Origin of the sequence: Streptomyces xinghaiensis S187 (genome assembly GCF_000220705.2) — a bacterium.
GTDB classification, from domain to species: Bacteria; Actinomycetota; Actinomycetes; order Streptomycetales; family Streptomycetaceae; genus Streptomyces; species Streptomyces xinghaiensis.
In genome coordinates this window covers 5,408,913-5,423,341 of record NZ_CP023202.1, presented here as the reverse complement: position 1 = coordinate 5,423,341, position 14,429 = coordinate 5,408,913, and the positions used below count along the sequence as shown (strand labels likewise).

Here is a 14,429-nt window from a genome sequence, read left to right as displayed (position 1 = left end):
CCGGCCGGGCTCGCAGCCGTCCGGCCGGGGACCCCGCCGCGACCGGGGTCCCCGGCCGGATGCCGGACCGGCGGCTCCTCCGCCGCCACAGCCGTCCCGCCTCAGCAGCAGTCCGGGTCCAGCCCCGCGGGCAGCCGTTCGCCGCCGAAGACGGCCGTCGTGGCCTCGTCGCCCCCGAGGGCGGCCACGGCCAGCAGCACCGAACCGGCCGTCCAGGTCGTCTGCTCCTCCGGCCAGAAGGCGGCGTCCTCGTAGACATAGCCCGTCCAGTACATGCCCTCGTCGTCCCGGAGACGGCCGATCCAGCGGAGGATGTCCACGGCGCGGTCCGACTCCCCCATGGCCCAGAGGGCGAGCGCCAGTTCGGCGCTCTCGCCGCCGGTGACCCACGGGTTCGGCAGCACGCAGCGGACGCCGAGTCCGGGGACCACGAAGTCGTCCCAGCCCTCCTCGATGCGCTCCTTGGCCGCGGTGCCGGTCAGCGCCCCGCCGAGGATCGGGTAATACCAGTCCATGGAGTAGCGGGACTTGTCCAGGAAGCGCTCCGGGTGGTGCCGGATGGCGTGGGCGAGCAGTCCGGTCGCCAGCTCCCAGTCGGGCTGCGGGTCCTCGCGCTGCTCGGCGATGGCCAGGGCGCAGCGCAGCGCCTGGTGGATGGAGGAGCTGCCGGTGAGCAGCGCGTCGGTGACGGCCGCCCCCGCGTCGCCGTCGCGCTCCGGGGCCTCGCGTTTCCAGCCGATCTGCCCGCCGGGCTGCTGGAGGGCGAGGACGAACTCGACGGCGGCGTAGACGGTGGGCCACATCCGGTCGAGGAAGGTCTCGTCGCCGGTGGAGAGGTAGTGGTGCCAGACGCCCACGGCGACGTAGGCGACGAAGTTGGTCTCCCGGCCGCGGTCGGTGGGTGCGGCCGGGTCGCCGTCGGCGTAGGCCGCGTACCAGGAGCCGTCCGGCAGCTGGTGTTCGGCCAGCCAGCGGTAGGCGGCCTCGGCCCGCTCGTGTTCACCGGCGGCGTCGAGGGCCATGGCGGCCTCGACGTGGTCCCAGGGGTCGAGGTGGTGGCCGCGGAACCACGGGATGGCGCCGTCCTCGCGCTGGTGGGCGAGGATGCCGCCCACGGTGGCGGCGGCCTGCTCGGCGGTGAGGACCCCGGGCAGGACCAGGCGTTCGGTGCGGCCGGGGCTGGTCACGCCCGGCCCTCGGCGGTGCCGTCGGTGGCCGCGTCGGCCGGGCCGTCGACGGGGCCGGTGTCCGGGAGCCGCGGCTTGGTGGCGTAGACGACGAAGCTCTTGCCGATCAGCGGGTCGAGCGCGCGTTCGGCGACCCGGGTGAGCAGCGGCTTCTTCATGATGTCCCAGACCAGCAGCTTGTGGTAGGCGCGGACGGGCAGCGCCTTGTCGTTGTCGACGCCGAAGGCGCATTTCAGCCACCAGTAGGGCGAGTGCAGCCCGTGCGCGTGGTGGCTGCCGTAGGGGCGCAGCCCGGCCTCGCGGATCCTGCGGACCAGTTCCCCGGCGCGGTAGATGCGGATGTGGCCGCCCTCGACCTCGTGGTACGCGTCGGAGAGCGCCCAGCAGACCTTCTCCGGCCCGTAGCGGGGGACGGTCACGGCGATCCGGCCGCCGGGCCGGAGGACGCGGACCATCTCGGCGAGCACACCCTTGTCATCGGGGATGTGTTCCATCACCTCGGAGATGATGACGACGTCGAAGCTGTCGTCGGGGAAGGGCAGTGCCAGCGCGTCGCCCTCCATGGCGGTGGCGGTGGCGCCGGCCGGGGCCTCGCCCGCCTCCTTCATGGCGGCGAACCAGGTGGCGACCTCGCGGATCTCCTCGGTGTTGCGGTCGAGCGCCACGACGTGCGCGCCCCGCCGGTAGCACTCGAAGGCGTGCCGGCCCGCGCCGCAGCCGAGATCGAGCACGCGGTCGCCCGCGGCCAGCGGAAACCGGGAAAAGTCGACGGTCAGCACTCGGGGTCTGCCTCTTTCGGTCGGGGGGCGTCCGGTCAGCCGCGCGGACGGCCGGTGGAAGGGGCGGTGGGGGCGGCTCCGGCCGGGAGGGCGGCGCCCTGCCGCTCCACGGCCCGCCGGTAGTGCTCGACGGTGCCGCGGGCGGCGCGGGCCCAGGTGAAGCGGGAGAGCACGCGTTCCCGGCCGGCGTGGCCGAGGCGGCGGCGCAGCGCGGGGCCGTCGTGGGGGTCGAGCAGCCGGCCGAGCGCGGCGGCGAGGGCTCCGGCGTCGCCCGGCGGTACGGCCAGGCAGGTCTCGCCGTCCTCGCCGGCGACCTCGGGGATGGCCCCGCCGGTGGTGGCGACCAGCGGGGTGCCGGTGGCCATGGCCTCGGCGGCGGGCAGGGAGAAGCCCTCGTAGAGGGAGGGCACGCAGGCGATCTGGGCGCCGCGCACGAGGTCGGCCAGTTCGGTGTCGCTGATGCCCTTGACGAACTCGACGGCGTCGGCGAGCCCGTAGCGTTCGATGGCGGCGGCGACGGGCCCGTCCTCGGCGCGCTTGCCGACGACGACCAGATGGGCGCCGGGGTGCTCGGTGCGGAGCTTGGCGAGCGCCTCGACGAGGTGGACCAGGCCCTTGAGAGGGACGTCGGCGCTGGAGGTGGTGACGATCCGGCCGGGGATCTCGGGGACCGAGGGGTCCGGGGAGAACAGTTCGGTGTCGGCGCCGATGTGGACGACGTGGATGCGGTCCCCGGGCACGCCGAGGTGTTCCACGATCTCGTCGCGGGAGGTGCCGGAGACGGTCAGTACGGACGGCAGCCGGCGGGCGACGCGCTTCTGCATGCGGGTGAAGCCGTACCAGCGGCGGACGGAGGCGCGGCGCCAGGGTCCGGTGGCGGCGTCGAGGTCGAGCCGCCGGTCCACGGTGATGGGGTGGTGGACGGTGGTGACGAGCGGGGCGCCGAGCCGGGCGGGGCCGCCGAGCAGGCCGTAGCCGAGGGTCTGGTTGTCGTGGACCACGTCGAACGCGCCCCGGCGGGCCGCGAGATGGCGGCGGGCGCGGAGGCTGAAGGTGAGCGGTTCGGGGAAGCCGCCGGTCCACATGGTGGCCACTTCCAGGGCGTCGATCCAGTCGCGGTACTCGCCGGGCCTGGGGGTGCGGAACGGGTCGGGCTGCCGGTAGAGGTCGAGGCTGGGCAGCTCGGTGAGGCTCACCCCGCCGGGGCCGGGGGTCTCGTCGAGGACCGGGTAGGGCTGGGAGCCGATGACCTCGACGGAGTGGCCGAGCGCGGCGAGTTCGCGGGAGAGGTGCCGGACGTAGACGCCCTGGCCGCCGCAGAAGGGGTTGCCCTTGTACGTGAGGAGCGCGATGCGCAGCGGGCGTCCGCCGTCGGCCGCGAGAGGGCCGGGGGTTCCGGCGGAGGGGCTCGATGCGGCTGCCGGTGCGGCCTCAGCGGTCACTCTTCGGGCCCCTTCTCACTTCAGTTCTGCCGGAGCGTAGCGGCTCGCGCCAATCTAGAACAAGTTTCAGCTTGGCCGGCCGCCCGGCCGCCCGTCCGTCACCCCGCCCGGCTGTCCGCCCGGCCGTCCGCGTGGTCGCCCGCCGTGGTCGTCCGCCGTGGGAGGAGCTTCGAATCTACCGGCAGGTAGCCCTTACCGCCGGTCCGGGCCGGGTGATTCGCACCACGGTCGGCGCGCCGTCGGGCCTTTCCGCACCTCCGGAGCCATGCCCTGAGCTTGCGCCCGCCGTGAGCACTCGGGCACGGTGAGGTGCCCCTGCGGATGGCGGCGCACACCGGAGATGTCACGGATCGGGACATATGGCCACGGAATCAGCGTCACAGCTCTCCCCATCGCGCCTGACGGAGCGTCAGGAAGCACGTCGTCGGTCGATCCTGCGTGCGAGTGCCGAACTCGCGAGCCGGGGCGGCTTCGACGCCGTGCAGATGCGCGAGGTGGCGGAGAGCTCCGGGGTCGCCCTCGGCACCCTCTACCGCTACTTCCCGTCCAAGATCCATCTGCTGGTCGCCACGCTGCGGGACCAGTTGCAGCGGCTGTACGAGACACCGGCGAGAAGACCCGTGGCCGCGGAGGCGCCCTCGGCCCGGGTGGCCGAAACCGTGCTGCGCGCCTTCCGGGCGATGCGGCGCGAGCCGCTGCTGGCGGACGCGATGGTGCGGGCGCTGACCTTCGCCGACCGGTCGGTGAGCGAGGAGGTGGCCGCCGTGTCCCGGCTGACCACCACGATCGTCCTGGACGCCGTGGGGCGGACCGGCACCCCGGGCCCCGAACTGCTCTCGGCGGTCCGCGTCATCGAGCACACCTGGCACGCGACGCTCGTGGCCTGGCTGGCGGGCCGTTCCTCCACGGAGAGGGTGCGCACCGACATCGAGACCGCCTGCCGGCTCATCGACCTCACGGCCCCGCGGGAGGCGGGGGCACCGGGAAGCGCGGAAGGGGCGCGCCAGGGGGGCGCGGAGGTGGCGCATGCGAGGGGCGCGCGAAACCCCGCAAAAGCTCCGGAACACGCCCGCTGAACCGACTACAGCACGGGACGTAGGGCAAGTCCGTACGCCAAGTCCCGTGTCGTCCGTTCCCTCGCCCGCGTTGTGGGAACGCGCTCTTGGACGACTCAACTCATCAGATGTTCCGACGGACATAGACGGACACATGGGAGACCACCGGTGCACACGAGTCTGGAGGGGACGGGCAAGTGATCCGGGTACTTCTGGTGCACGACATCGGGCTTCTGCGGTCGGCGCTGGCCGCACTGCTGGGGAGGGAGCACGATTTGGAAGTCACGGCGGCGACCTGGGACAAGTTCCCGGCGCGAGCGCAAGCCACCCGTCCGGACGTCTGCGTGGTCGACGCCGACAACCCGGCCTCGGACTCGCTCACCGCGGTCCTGGAAGCCGCCGAACCGGAGGGCCGGGGGGCCCAGGGGCTCCGGTCCGGCCGCCGCAGCGCGCTGCTCGCCCTGGTGACCGCGGGACGGCCGGGCGCGCTCCGCCGCGCCTTCGACGCCAGCGCCCTGGGGTACGTCAGCAAGAACGCGACCCCGCAGCGATTACTGGACGCCATCCGCAAGGTGTCCAAGGGCGAGCGATTCGTGGACGAATCGCTCGCTTTCGGCTTCATGCAGGCGGCCGAGATGCCGCTGACGGCACGCGAGCTGAGCGTGCTCTCCCTGGCCGCCGAGGGCGCGCCGATCGCCGAGATCGCCAAGAGCCTGCACCTGTGCAACGGGACCGTGCGCAACTACATGGCCTCGGTGATCCGCAAGACCGGTGCGAGAAACCGCATCGACGCCGTTCGCATATCGCAGAGCGCCGGCTGGGTCTGAGTCCTGCCCCGCCCGCCGCCCCTGCCCCGTCGAGGCCGACGGGGCAGGGGCGGCGGGCGGCGGACCTTCCGGGCCTCCCGGGCGCACCGTCAGACGCGCACGGTCTGCCAGTGGCCCACGAGATCGCGGTAGAGGCCGGAGCGGTCCAGCAGTTCGTCGTGGCTGCCGCAGACCGCGTGCACCCCGTCCATCACCAGCACCCGGTCGGCCCGGCGGGCCGAGCTGATCCGGTGCGCGACCGTGATGACCGTGCCCGGCCGCTCCGCGAACGCGCGCTCGGCCCGCTCCTCGGCCACCGGGTCCAGATGGCAGGTCGCCTCGTCCAGCAGCACCACCGGGGCGGGGGACAGATGTGCCCGGGCCAGGGCGATCAACTGCCGCTCCCCCTGCGACAGCACGGCGGGGTCGACGACGGCGTCGAGACCGCCGAGCCGGTCCGCCAGCCCGGTCAGGCCCACCGCCTCCGCCGATGCGCTCACCGCCTCCGGCGGGGCGCCGTCCGGGCAGAGGTAGAGCAGGTTCTCCCGCAGGGTGCCGGTGAAGACGTACGCCTGCTGGGGGATGAGGACCCGCAGGCGCGCGGGTTCCCCGGCCGGCCACGCGCGGGCGGGGCGGCCGAGCACCCGGACCTCCCCCCGGCCGGGCGTCAGCAGCCCGGCGACCAGGCCGGTCAGGGTGGACTTGCCGATGCCGCTCGGCCCGACCACCGCCAGGCACTCCCCCGCCCCGACGGTGAGGTCCAGATCGCGCAGCACGGGGTGCGCCCCGGCGCCGTAGGCGAAGGTGACCGAACGGAGTTCGACGGCCGGCGCGCCCGGCTCCGGCCCGCCGTCCGGCCCCGCGATCGGGACCGCGATCGGGACCGCGATCGGGACCGCGATCGGGACCGGGGGCGCCGCCGAGAAGGCCGCGTCCGGATGCGGTACCGCGGCGCGGCCCTTGACGGAGCCGGGCGCCCCGGGGCCGGGCGTCTCCGCGCCCGGTGGTCCGTCGTGGCCGCCGGTGAGCCGGTCCAGGATCACCAGCAGCCGGGTGCCCGCGGCGCCCAGCGCCGTCATCAGGGTGTGCAGCGCGGGCAGCAGCGACTGCGTCAGGTAGGTGAGCGCGCCCAGCAGTTCACCGGCCGTGACACCCCTGTCCAGCAGCCAGGGCGTCGCGAAGACCAGCAGCAGGACGGGCAGTTGTCCGGCCACCCCGAGCGACAGGGTGCGCGCCGCGGCCCACCGGGCGAGCGACCGCGCGGCGCCCAGCTCGGCGTCGGCGAGCCGCGCGGCCCGCGCAGCCGTACGGTCCTCGGCACCGCAGGCCACGATGTCCCGGACACCTCCGGCGACGGCCCCGTACTCCTCGGCGAGCGCCTCGTCCGCGCGGAGGTAGTCGCGCTGCCGGGCGGCCATCGGGATCAGCGTGGCGAGGAACAGGGCCAGGCCCAGCAGCAGCGGCGGCCCGACGACGAGCAGCAGCAGGGGGGCGAGGGAGGCCAGCCCGAGCAGGGCGCCGGCGGCGGTGAACAGGAAGGAGCGGGCCACCAGCACCAGTCCGGCGAAACTGTCCCGGGCGGTCTCCGTCTGGTGGGTGATCCGGGAGACGACGGCGCTGTCGGCCCGCGCCGGATCGGCGACCGCCTCGCGCAGGGAGGCCGACACCACCCGGCGCAGCAGCCCGTCGCGCAGGGGTTCGACGAGGCCGGCCAGCCCGCGGAACACGCCCTGGTTGGCGAAGCCTCCGACGACGACGGCCGCGGCGGCCACGGCCAGCCAGAGGAGTCCGGTGCGGGTGTCCCCGGCGAGGAAGCCGCGGTCGAGGGCCTGCGCCACGCTGTAGCCGCCGAGGAAGGTGTGCGCCGACTCCAGCAGCGACCAGCCGCCGAGCGCGGCCAGGACGCGGAGCCGCGCCCCGAGGAACCGGCGCGCCTGCGGCAGGATCCGCCGCAGCGCCCCCCGCCCGGCCCGGTCCTTCCCGGACCGGGGCCGCGGCCGCACTGCCGGGTCTTCTCCGGGCCGGGTCACGGGGCACCCCCCGTCCGGCCCCGGCCGCCGGGAACGGGGCCCGGAGCACCGGTGACCGCCGGGCCGGGCGGGTCGGGCGCTTCGGCGTCGGTGCCGGTGCCGCTGCCAGTGCCGGCGAAGACCGCGCGGTACGCGGGGCGTTCCCACAGGACCTCGTGCGGCCCCACGGCGCGGACGCGCCCGTTCTCCAGCCAGACCACCAGGTCGGCGCGGGCCGCCGAGGAGACCCGGTGGGCGATGAGCAGGCGGGTGCCGGCCCGTACGTCCCGGGTCAGGGCGCGGCCCACCTCCAGCTCGGTGACGCTGTCCAGGCTGGAGGTGGCGTCGTCCAGCACCAGCAGCCGGCCGGCGTGGGCGAACGCCCGTGCCAGTCCGAGGCGTTGGAGCTCGCCGCCGGAGAGCGGCGCGTCGGCGAGCCGGGTGGCGTAGCCGGCGGGCAGCAGGCGGATGAAGGAGTCCGCGCGCGCGGTGCGGGCGGCGGACCGTACGGTCTCCTCCGGGGGCTCGCCGGCGCCGAAGGCGATGGCCCCGCCCACGGTGCCGCCGAACAGCGCCGGGCGTTCGAAGGCGTAGCCGACCTCGCGGCGCAGCTCCGCCCGGTCGAGGTCGGGCAGCGGCACGCCGTCCAGCAGGACGGTGCCGCCGTCCGGGTCCTCCAGCCGGCCGGCCACGGCGGCCAGGACCGACTTGCCGGCGCCGGAGCGCCCGACGACGGCGGCCGTGACGCCGCCGGGGACGGTGAGGTCGACGCCGTCGAGCACCCGGGCGCCGCCCCGGACGACGGTGACGCCGCGCAGTTCGAGCCGGCCGGGACCGCCGGGCGGCAGACGGCGGGTGCCGTGGCGCACGCGCGGCGCGGACAGCAGTTCGGCGGTGCGGCGGGCGGCGGCCCGGCCGCGCACCAGGGCGCTGAGCTGGCTGACGACGGCGCCGATCCCGGCGGCGAGGCCCGCGTAGCGGGAGGCGGCCAGGAGTTCGCCGACGCTGAGCTGCCCGGCGGCCAGCCGCACTCCGCCGACGGCCAGGACGGCGGTGGTCAGCAGCGGCACCAGGATGCCGCCCTGGGTGACGGCGCGGCCGTAGACCTGCCACATCCGGCGCCCCTGGGCGTCGAGTTCGGGGAGGGGCGCGAGCACCCGGTCCCGCTCACGGCGCGCCGTACCGGCGGCCGCGACGGTCCGCGCGCCGCCGAGTGCCTCCATCAGCCGGGCCGCGATGTCTCCCTGGATGCGCTGGTAGCGCGTCACGCTGTCGGAGGAGCTGCGGACGAAAACCCGCAGAAGCAGCAGGAGGACGGGCACCCCGGCGAGGAACACGGCGGCGGTCCAGACGTCGACGAGGACGAGGGCGACGATGCCGCCGACCGGCGTGAGCAGCGAGGCGGCGGAGGCGGCCGCGGTGGCGGGGACCGTGCCCGCCTCGGCCGCGTTGCCGGTCAGCCGGGTCACGACGTCGCCCGGGGTGAAGCGGGCGGCGCGGCGCGGGCCGACGGAGAGGAGGTGGGCGGTGCCCCGGTTGCGCAGCCAGGCCGTGGAGCGGGCGTTGGTGACGCCGGTGGCGTGGGCGGTGAGCGCGTCGAGCAGGACCTCGGCCGCGAGCAGCACGCCGCAGAGCGCCACCCACGGCTGGGCTCCGTCCCGCCCGGCGAGCAGCAGGTCGAGGGTGTGGCCGAGCACGGCGGGCAGCGCGATGGTCGCGGCGGCGGAGGCCGTGGTGGCGAGGAGGATCAGGACGGCCCGGCCGGTGCTGCGGCGCGCGGCGCCGGCCAGCAGCCGGCGGGCGCCGGGGGCCGGGTCCGCGGGAGAGGCGCCGGCGGCGGCCGGAGGGGTACGGGCCTCGTCGTGGCGGCGGGCACCGGCGGTCCGGGCCCTGCCGTTGGGGGCCTTCCCGGTGCGGGTCTTGCCGTTGCGGGTCTTGCCGTTGGGGGCCTTCCCGGTGCGGGCCCTCTCGCGGGCTTCCGCGCCGCGTGGTTCCGCGCCGCGTGGTTCCGCGCCGCGTGGTTCCGCGCCGCGTGGTTCCTCGCCCGGGGTGACGGCCGGTGCGCCGGGGGAGCGGTCCCCGGTGTTCCGGGCTTCGGCGGAGGGGCCGGTGCCGGCCGGCTCGGTGGCCATGGGCTGCGGTGTCTCCCCTCCTCCGGTGACGCGCGGACGAAGGCGGCGCGTACGGTGAGCGTGCGGCCCCGGGCGGAATGCCGCCGCCCGGGACCGCGCTGAGCTGACCTGCCGGCTAGCGGCTCAGATCAGTTGCAGGTGGTGACGCTCAGGGAGCTGTCGCCGCAGAGCAGCAGGGAGGCGCGGGAGCCGCCGCCCGTCGCCAGCTCGCCGGTGATCTCCTCGGCGGGGGTCTCCATGGTCTGCAGGTCGAGAAGGGTCATGACACTGTCCTTTCCTTGATGTCCGTGGGGACGGGATTTTCTTGGGTACGGCCTCCGGCGGAGACCGGCTCGTGGGGCCGCCCGGCGGGCGGCGGGAGGAAGGGCAGGTGCACGGGAGAGCCGTGCAGCGCGCTGCCCAGGGCGAGCAGGCACCCGGCGGTGCCTGTGCTGAGGTCCATGGAGAGGCGCATCATCTGCTCCCCGGGGAAGGCGAGTTCCCCGCGGAACGGGACGGCGCCCCAGGTGAGGGCGGTGATCTGGCGGCGCAGGGCGGTCTCGTCCGTGCCCGGGCCGCCGGTGGTGGTGCGGGCCAGGTGCAGGACCATGCCGGCCGCGCCCCGGAACAGCCCGGGCTGGGCGTAGAACTTGCCCTGGGCGGCCCGCACGATGTCGCGGCGCGCCCGGTCGAAGTCCTCGTCGTGGCGGTGGGCCAGGTAGTCGTCGAGGACCATGCCGATGCCGGCGCTGCCGGCGCCGAGGTAGGGCATGGTGCGCTTGCCCTCGTCGACCTGGAGCGCGCCGTCGGGGCCCTTGACGCAGCGAGCGAGGTCACGGCGCAGGGCCTCGGCCGCGAGGTCCAGCAGCACGGGGTCCCCGGTGCGCTCGTACCGGCGGAGGAAGAGCAGGGCCTGGCCGGCGGCGCCGTGGAGGAGCCCGGCGCGCGGCACTCCGCCGCCGGTCCGTCCGGTGCCGCCGCCGGTGGCGCCCTCGGTGCCGTCGGAGCGGGCGAACCGGTCCGCGACGATCCGGGTGCAGCGCGCGGCCGCGTCCTCCAGGGCGATCTCGCCCGTGCTCGCGCCCAGGGAGTCCAGGGCGAGGGCGATGCCGGCGAGGCCGCTGTGCAGGTCGGGCGCCATGCCGGACCAGTCCTCGGCGAGGGTGAGCCCGGCCAGTTCCAGGGCGCGTTCCCGGTGGCCGAGGCGGTCCAGGGTCCAGGCGATGCCGGCGAGTCCGTCGTAGAAACCCAACGGGGTTCCGGGAGCGGGGCGTTCGGTGCGGCGCAGCAGCCACTCCTCCGCCTCCGGGTGCCGTCCGCCGCCGGTCTCGGCGAGGGCGTGCAGGACGCCGGCCGCGCCGTAGCCGTAGCAGAGGCCGCCGCCCGCCCGGAACTGGGCGATGTCGCCCGGGAAGTAGCGGTCGTGGCGGTCCGGGGTGGCCGAGGCGAGGATGGCGCGGACCATGGAGTCCCGGCTGTGCGGCCAGTCCGCGGGGTCGACGGGCAGATACGGGGCGCGGGCCGCCGGGGCGCTGCCGGCCGTCTCGTCCGCTCCGGCCGCCGGCGGCTGCGCGGCGGGGTCGCGGAGGATCTCGGCGACCGCCTCGTCGAGGAAGCCGCGGGCCACCGGGAACTCCCGGGCGGCGATCTCCGCGAGATGCGCGGCCTTGCCGCGGTCGATGGCGAAGAGGCTCGTGAGCGGGAGGAAGAGGGCGATGCGCAGACAGGCGAGCGCATAGCGGTCCACGTCGAAGCCGCGGTGCCCGGCCGGGGCGACGAAGCCCGGGTTGGCGACCACCTGGCGGCGGCCCTCGTCGATGTGCGCGGCGGCCTCGAAGTCGAGGAGGGCGACGGAGGACTCGTCCTCGGAGACCATGATGTTGAACAGATGCAGGTCGTTGAAGACGACGCCGCGGGCATGGACCGCCTCCACGGCCTCGGTCACCAGGCCGTGCATCCGTATCGCCCAGTCCGTGTACCCGGCGAGCGCCTCCGGTGCGGGGTCGGCCTCGATGAGCGGGTGCCGGCGGGCGAAGAACGTGTTGAGCGGCTTGCCCTCCAGGAACTCCATCACCATGAAGTGGTGGTCGCCGAGGACGAAGGAGTCGCGCACCTCCGGGGTGTACGGCAGCCCCGACAGGCGTTCGAGGGCGGCGCGTTCGCGCTCCAGCCGGCTCACGGCGTCGGCTCCGTCGGCCGCGAGACCCGCGTGGGGCCGGGCCTCCTTGAGGACGACCTTCTCGCCGGTGCGGGTGTCCGTCCCGGCGTAGACACCGCCGCCGTTGGAGAAGTGCAGGGCCTTCTCGATGCGGTACGGGATGCCGGTGGTGCGGGTGGCCGTGCGGGCCTCGATGTGCGGGGCGAGGCAGGCCGGGGGCTCCACCCAGCCGGGTATGTGGAAGGCGGGGTCCCGGCGGTCGGGTACGAGCTTCCCCTCGGCGTTCTCCACGGCGGGGCGCAGGACGCCCTGCTCGTCGTAGCAGTGCCGTTCGGTGAAGCTGCCGTAGCGCACGTGGACCGGGCCGGCGCCCCAGCGCAGATCGCTGAGGATGTACGGGCCGGGCTCCCCGTCGAGGAGTTCGCCGAGCTCGCGGGCGATGGTCCCGAACTGCTCGTCGTTCTCCGGGTAGACGGTGATGAACTTGCCGCTGCCGCCCCGGTCCGCGTACTTGGCGTTGCGGGTGCGGAGGAGGTGCCGGCCCGGTATGAACTTGAAGGCCACCGACCGCGGCACGCAGTAGTCCCAGACCTGGGTGAGGATCTTCTCGGCGTTGTCGAGCGTGGCCGAGACGTGGATCTTCCAGCCCTGGGCGGGCAGCGAGGTGTCGAGCGGGCGGAAGGCGAGCCAGTCGCCGTTGCTGTGCCGCTGCCATCCCTCGAGGGCCTCGCGGCGGGCGTGCTCGTAGAGGGCGCCGGGCGCTCCGGGGGTGTCCTCGGTGCCGGCGGAGAGCCGGTGCGGGGCGTCGTAGAACGTGCGGTCCGCGTCGCAGTACACGGCGTACCCCAGGTCCATGACGCTCCTTCGTCCCGTCCGGTGGTGCGGGCCTCTCGGTGTGATTCGAGCTTGTCACCGGGGGGCGCCGGCGGAACAGTCACAGCTGTCACGACCCTGATGTGCGGAACGCATGAGTAAGTTACGGCAGTTCGAATCCCGTCGAACGGCGCCCTCTCGCACCTCCGAACGACCTCTGACCTGGGGTCATACCGGTCATGCGCCTGGGTGACGCCCGCCCCGGACGGCCGCGGCCCGGACACGGGCGGGCACCGGGAGGGCGGGACGCCCGCACCCGCCCGGCCGCTCCCCCCGTCCGGCACTCCCTTCGGAGGGCTCCGCGCCCCCTGCCGGCGGGCTGGGCGGACACCCGTTCGATGATCTTCTACCGGCCGGTTAGGGTGTCTCCCGACAACTTCATCCGTGCCCTGACAGGGGAAGACCGGTGCGAATCCGGCGCTGACCCGCAACCGTGAGTACACCCCGCGCCCCGCGCGGCCGTACGAGCCGGAGCACCTGTCCGGGCGCGAACAGGCTCCCGTCCGCCGGTGCGGCGCCCTCCTGGGCGCCCGGCCGCGGACGGCACCGTCGAGGTCTACGGAAGACGAGCCCGGTGTGCCCTCCGCGTGCGGTCCGCGCGGCCGGGGTCGGCCGTGCCCGGCTGCCCCCCGCCACGAGAACCGCCAACGGAAGGCACCAAAACCATGAACGTACGCCGCACCGCCGCGGCCCTGGCCGCGTCCGCCGTGCTGGGTGCGCTCGCCGCACCCGCCGCCTCGGCCGGCACCGCCGCGCCGTCCTCCTCCCCCGCCCCGAAGCCGCCGTCCGGGCTGCACGGCACCAAGGACCCGGCCTACGACGGGGTGTGGCGGCAGTCCATAGCCCTGCTCGCCCAGGACACCGCGGGCGTCACCCCGGCCGCCGAAGCCGTGGACTGGCTCACCGGGCAGCAGTGCTCCTCCGGCGCGTTCGCCGCGTACCGCGCGGACGCCGGCGCCGAGTGCGACGCCAAGACACCGGTGGACAGCAACGCCACCGCCGTCGCCGTCCAGGCGCTGGCGGCTCTCGGCGGGCACACCGGTGAGGTCCGCAAGGCCGTCGGCTGGCTGAAGTCCGTGCAGAACGAGGACGGCGGCTGGGGCTACCTCCCGGGGACCCCCAGCGACACCAACTCCACCTCCGTGGTCGTCGGCGCGCTGGCCGCGGCTGGCGAGAAGCCGGGAGCCGCCCGGGCCGGCGGCAAGTCCCCGTACGACGCGCTCGCGGAGCTGCAGCTCGGCTGCGACGCCGACGCCGGTGACCGCGGCGCCTACGCCTTCCAGCCCGACAAGAAGGGCCGCCTCCTGGCCAACGCCGACGCCACGGTGGCCGGTGTCCTCGCCGGCCACGGCGAGGGCCTGGCCGTCACCCCGGCCACCGGGGACGGCGGCGAGGACGGCGGTGCGCCCGAGCCGCTGGAGTGCGGCTCCGGCGCGGACGCCGGCCGTACGCCGGAGGAGGCCGCGTCCGGCGCCGCCGCGTACCTCACCGGGCTGCTGGAGAAGGACGGGCACCTCACCTCGCTCGCGCCCGGTGCCGACGAGCCGGTGCCGGACCACTCCAACACCGCCGAGGCCGTGATCGCCCTGGTGGCGGCCGGCCGGCCGGAGGCGGCCGAGGCGCCGCTGGCCTGGCTGGAGAAGAACTCCGCCGAGTGGGCCGCGGACAACCCGGCCGGTCTGGGCACCCTGGTTCTCGCCGCGCACGCCGCGGGCGGCGACCCGCGCTCCTTCGGCGGCACGGACCTGGTGAAGGAGCTCAACGCCACCGGGCCGGAGCCGGAGTCGGTTCCGGCGGCCGGCGCGGACGCCTCCGAGGAGGGCGAGAAGTCCGGGTCCGGCGACGTCTCCGTCCTCTGGTGGATCCTGGGCGCGGGCGTGCTCGCGGGGCTCGTCGCCGGCGCCGTCCTGATGCTCACCGCCGGCCGCAGGAAGCGGTCGTGAGCGGGCGGCCACGGCGGAGCACCGGACTCCGGACACCGGAGGGCACGGACCGGTACGGCTCCCGGC

10 protein-coding genes and 1 riboswitch are annotated in these 14,429 nt (G+C 75.4%); of the genes, 3 read left to right on the top strand and 7 right to left on the bottom strand.

What is annotated here, in order from left to right; genetic code table 11:
* Window positions 1-101: 101 nt before the first annotated feature.
* From SXIN_RS23135 to SXIN_RS23125, 3 genes are read right to left on the bottom strand one after another with little or no spacing between them, the layout of a single operon-like run.
* Window positions 102-1,187 (bottom strand): prenyltransferase/squalene oxidase repeat-containing protein, encoded by a 1,086-nt coding sequence (locus tag SXIN_RS23135; RefSeq protein WP_019709312.1) that lies wholly within the window; start codon window positions 1,185-1,187, stop codon window positions 102-104.
* A complete protein-coding gene (locus SXIN_RS23130) occupies window positions 1,184-1,966 on the bottom strand; it encodes a class I SAM-dependent methyltransferase (RefSeq protein ID WP_019709311.1) in 783 nt (260 codons plus the stop codon). The genes SXIN_RS23135 and SXIN_RS23130 overlap by 4 nt, the downstream gene beginning before the upstream one ends.
* A 35-nt stretch (window positions 1,967-2,001) precedes the next feature.
* Window positions 2,002-3,408, bottom strand: coding sequence for a glycosyltransferase family 4 protein (locus SXIN_RS23125; protein WP_095757461.1), 1,407 nt, complete (start codon window positions 3,406-3,408; stop codon window positions 2,002-2,004).
* Between the two features lie 359 nt (window positions 3,409-3,767).
* Here SXIN_RS23125 and SXIN_RS23120 point away from each other — a divergent pair, with 359 nt between their 5' ends.
* Both SXIN_RS23120 and SXIN_RS23115 read left to right on the top strand, forming a co-directional pair.
* A complete protein-coding gene (locus SXIN_RS23120) occupies window positions 3,768-4,484 on the top strand; it encodes a TetR family transcriptional regulator (protein ID WP_095757460.1) in 717 nt (238 codons plus the stop codon).
* Window positions 4,485-4,660: 176 nt separating this feature from the next.
* Entirely contained in the window at window positions 4,661-5,290 is a 630-nt protein-coding gene (locus tag SXIN_RS23115) for a response regulator transcription factor (protein WP_019709308.1), read from the top strand.
* Window positions 5,291-5,379: 89 nt separating this feature from the next.
* On the opposite strand, the gene SXIN_RS23110 is transcribed toward SXIN_RS23115, so the two are convergent.
* From SXIN_RS23110 to lanKC, 4 genes are all read right to left on the bottom strand, one after another.
* Entirely contained in the window at window positions 5,380-7,272 is a 1,893-nt protein-coding gene (locus SXIN_RS23110; protein WP_238153838.1) for an ATP-binding cassette domain-containing protein, read from the bottom strand.
* Between the two features lie 23 nt (window positions 7,273-7,295).
* Window positions 7,296-9,410: an ABC transporter ATP-binding protein gene (locus SXIN_RS23105; RefSeq protein WP_095757459.1), complete on the bottom strand. Its 2,115-nt coding sequence runs from the start codon at window positions 9,408-9,410 to the stop codon at window positions 7,296-7,298.
* Between the two features lie 128 nt (window positions 9,411-9,538).
* Window positions 9,539-9,673, bottom strand: coding sequence for a SapB/AmfS family lanthipeptide (locus SXIN_RS23100; protein ID WP_019706186.1), 135 nt, complete (start codon window positions 9,671-9,673; stop codon window positions 9,539-9,541).
* Window positions 9,670-12,402 (bottom strand): class III lanthionine synthetase LanKC, encoded by a 2,733-nt coding sequence (gene lanKC / locus SXIN_RS23095; protein WP_095757458.1) that lies wholly within the window; start codon window positions 12,400-12,402, stop codon window positions 9,670-9,672. Before lanKC ends, SXIN_RS23100 begins: the two co-directional genes overlap by 4 nt.
* Before the next feature lie 356 nt (window positions 12,403-12,758).
* Window positions 12,759-12,919: riboswitch (cobalamin riboswitch) on the top strand.
* A gap of 166 nt (window positions 12,920-13,085) precedes the next feature.
* Between lanKC and SXIN_RS23090 the strand changes: the two genes are divergently transcribed.
* Window positions 13,086-14,363: a prenyltransferase/squalene oxidase repeat-containing protein gene (locus SXIN_RS23090; RefSeq protein ID WP_095757457.1), complete on the top strand. Its 1,278-nt coding sequence runs from the start codon at window positions 13,086-13,088 to the stop codon at window positions 14,361-14,363.
* The last annotated feature ends 66 nt before the right edge of the window (window positions 14,364-14,429 follow it).

Bases quoted from the DNA above. Each gene is read 5' to 3' on its own strand.
- SXIN_RS23120 (WP_095757460.1), top strand. From the start codon at position 3,768: ATGGCCACGGAATCAGCGTCACAGCTCTCCCCATCGCGCCTGACGGAG.
- SXIN_RS23105 (WP_095757459.1), bottom strand. From the start codon at position 9,410: ATGGCCACCGAGCCGGCCGGCACCGGCCCCTCCGCCGAAGCCCGGAAC.
- SXIN_RS23100 (WP_019706186.1), bottom strand. From the start codon at position 9,673: ATGACCCTTCTCGACCTGCAGACCATGGAGACCCCCGCCGAGGAGATC.
- lanKC (WP_095757458.1), bottom strand. From the start codon at position 12,402: ATGGACCTGGGGTACGCCGTGTACTGCGACGCGGACCGCACGTTCTAC.
- SXIN_RS23090 (WP_095757457.1), top strand. From the start codon at position 13,086: ATGAACGTACGCCGCACCGCCGCGGCCCTGGCCGCGTCCGCCGTGCTG.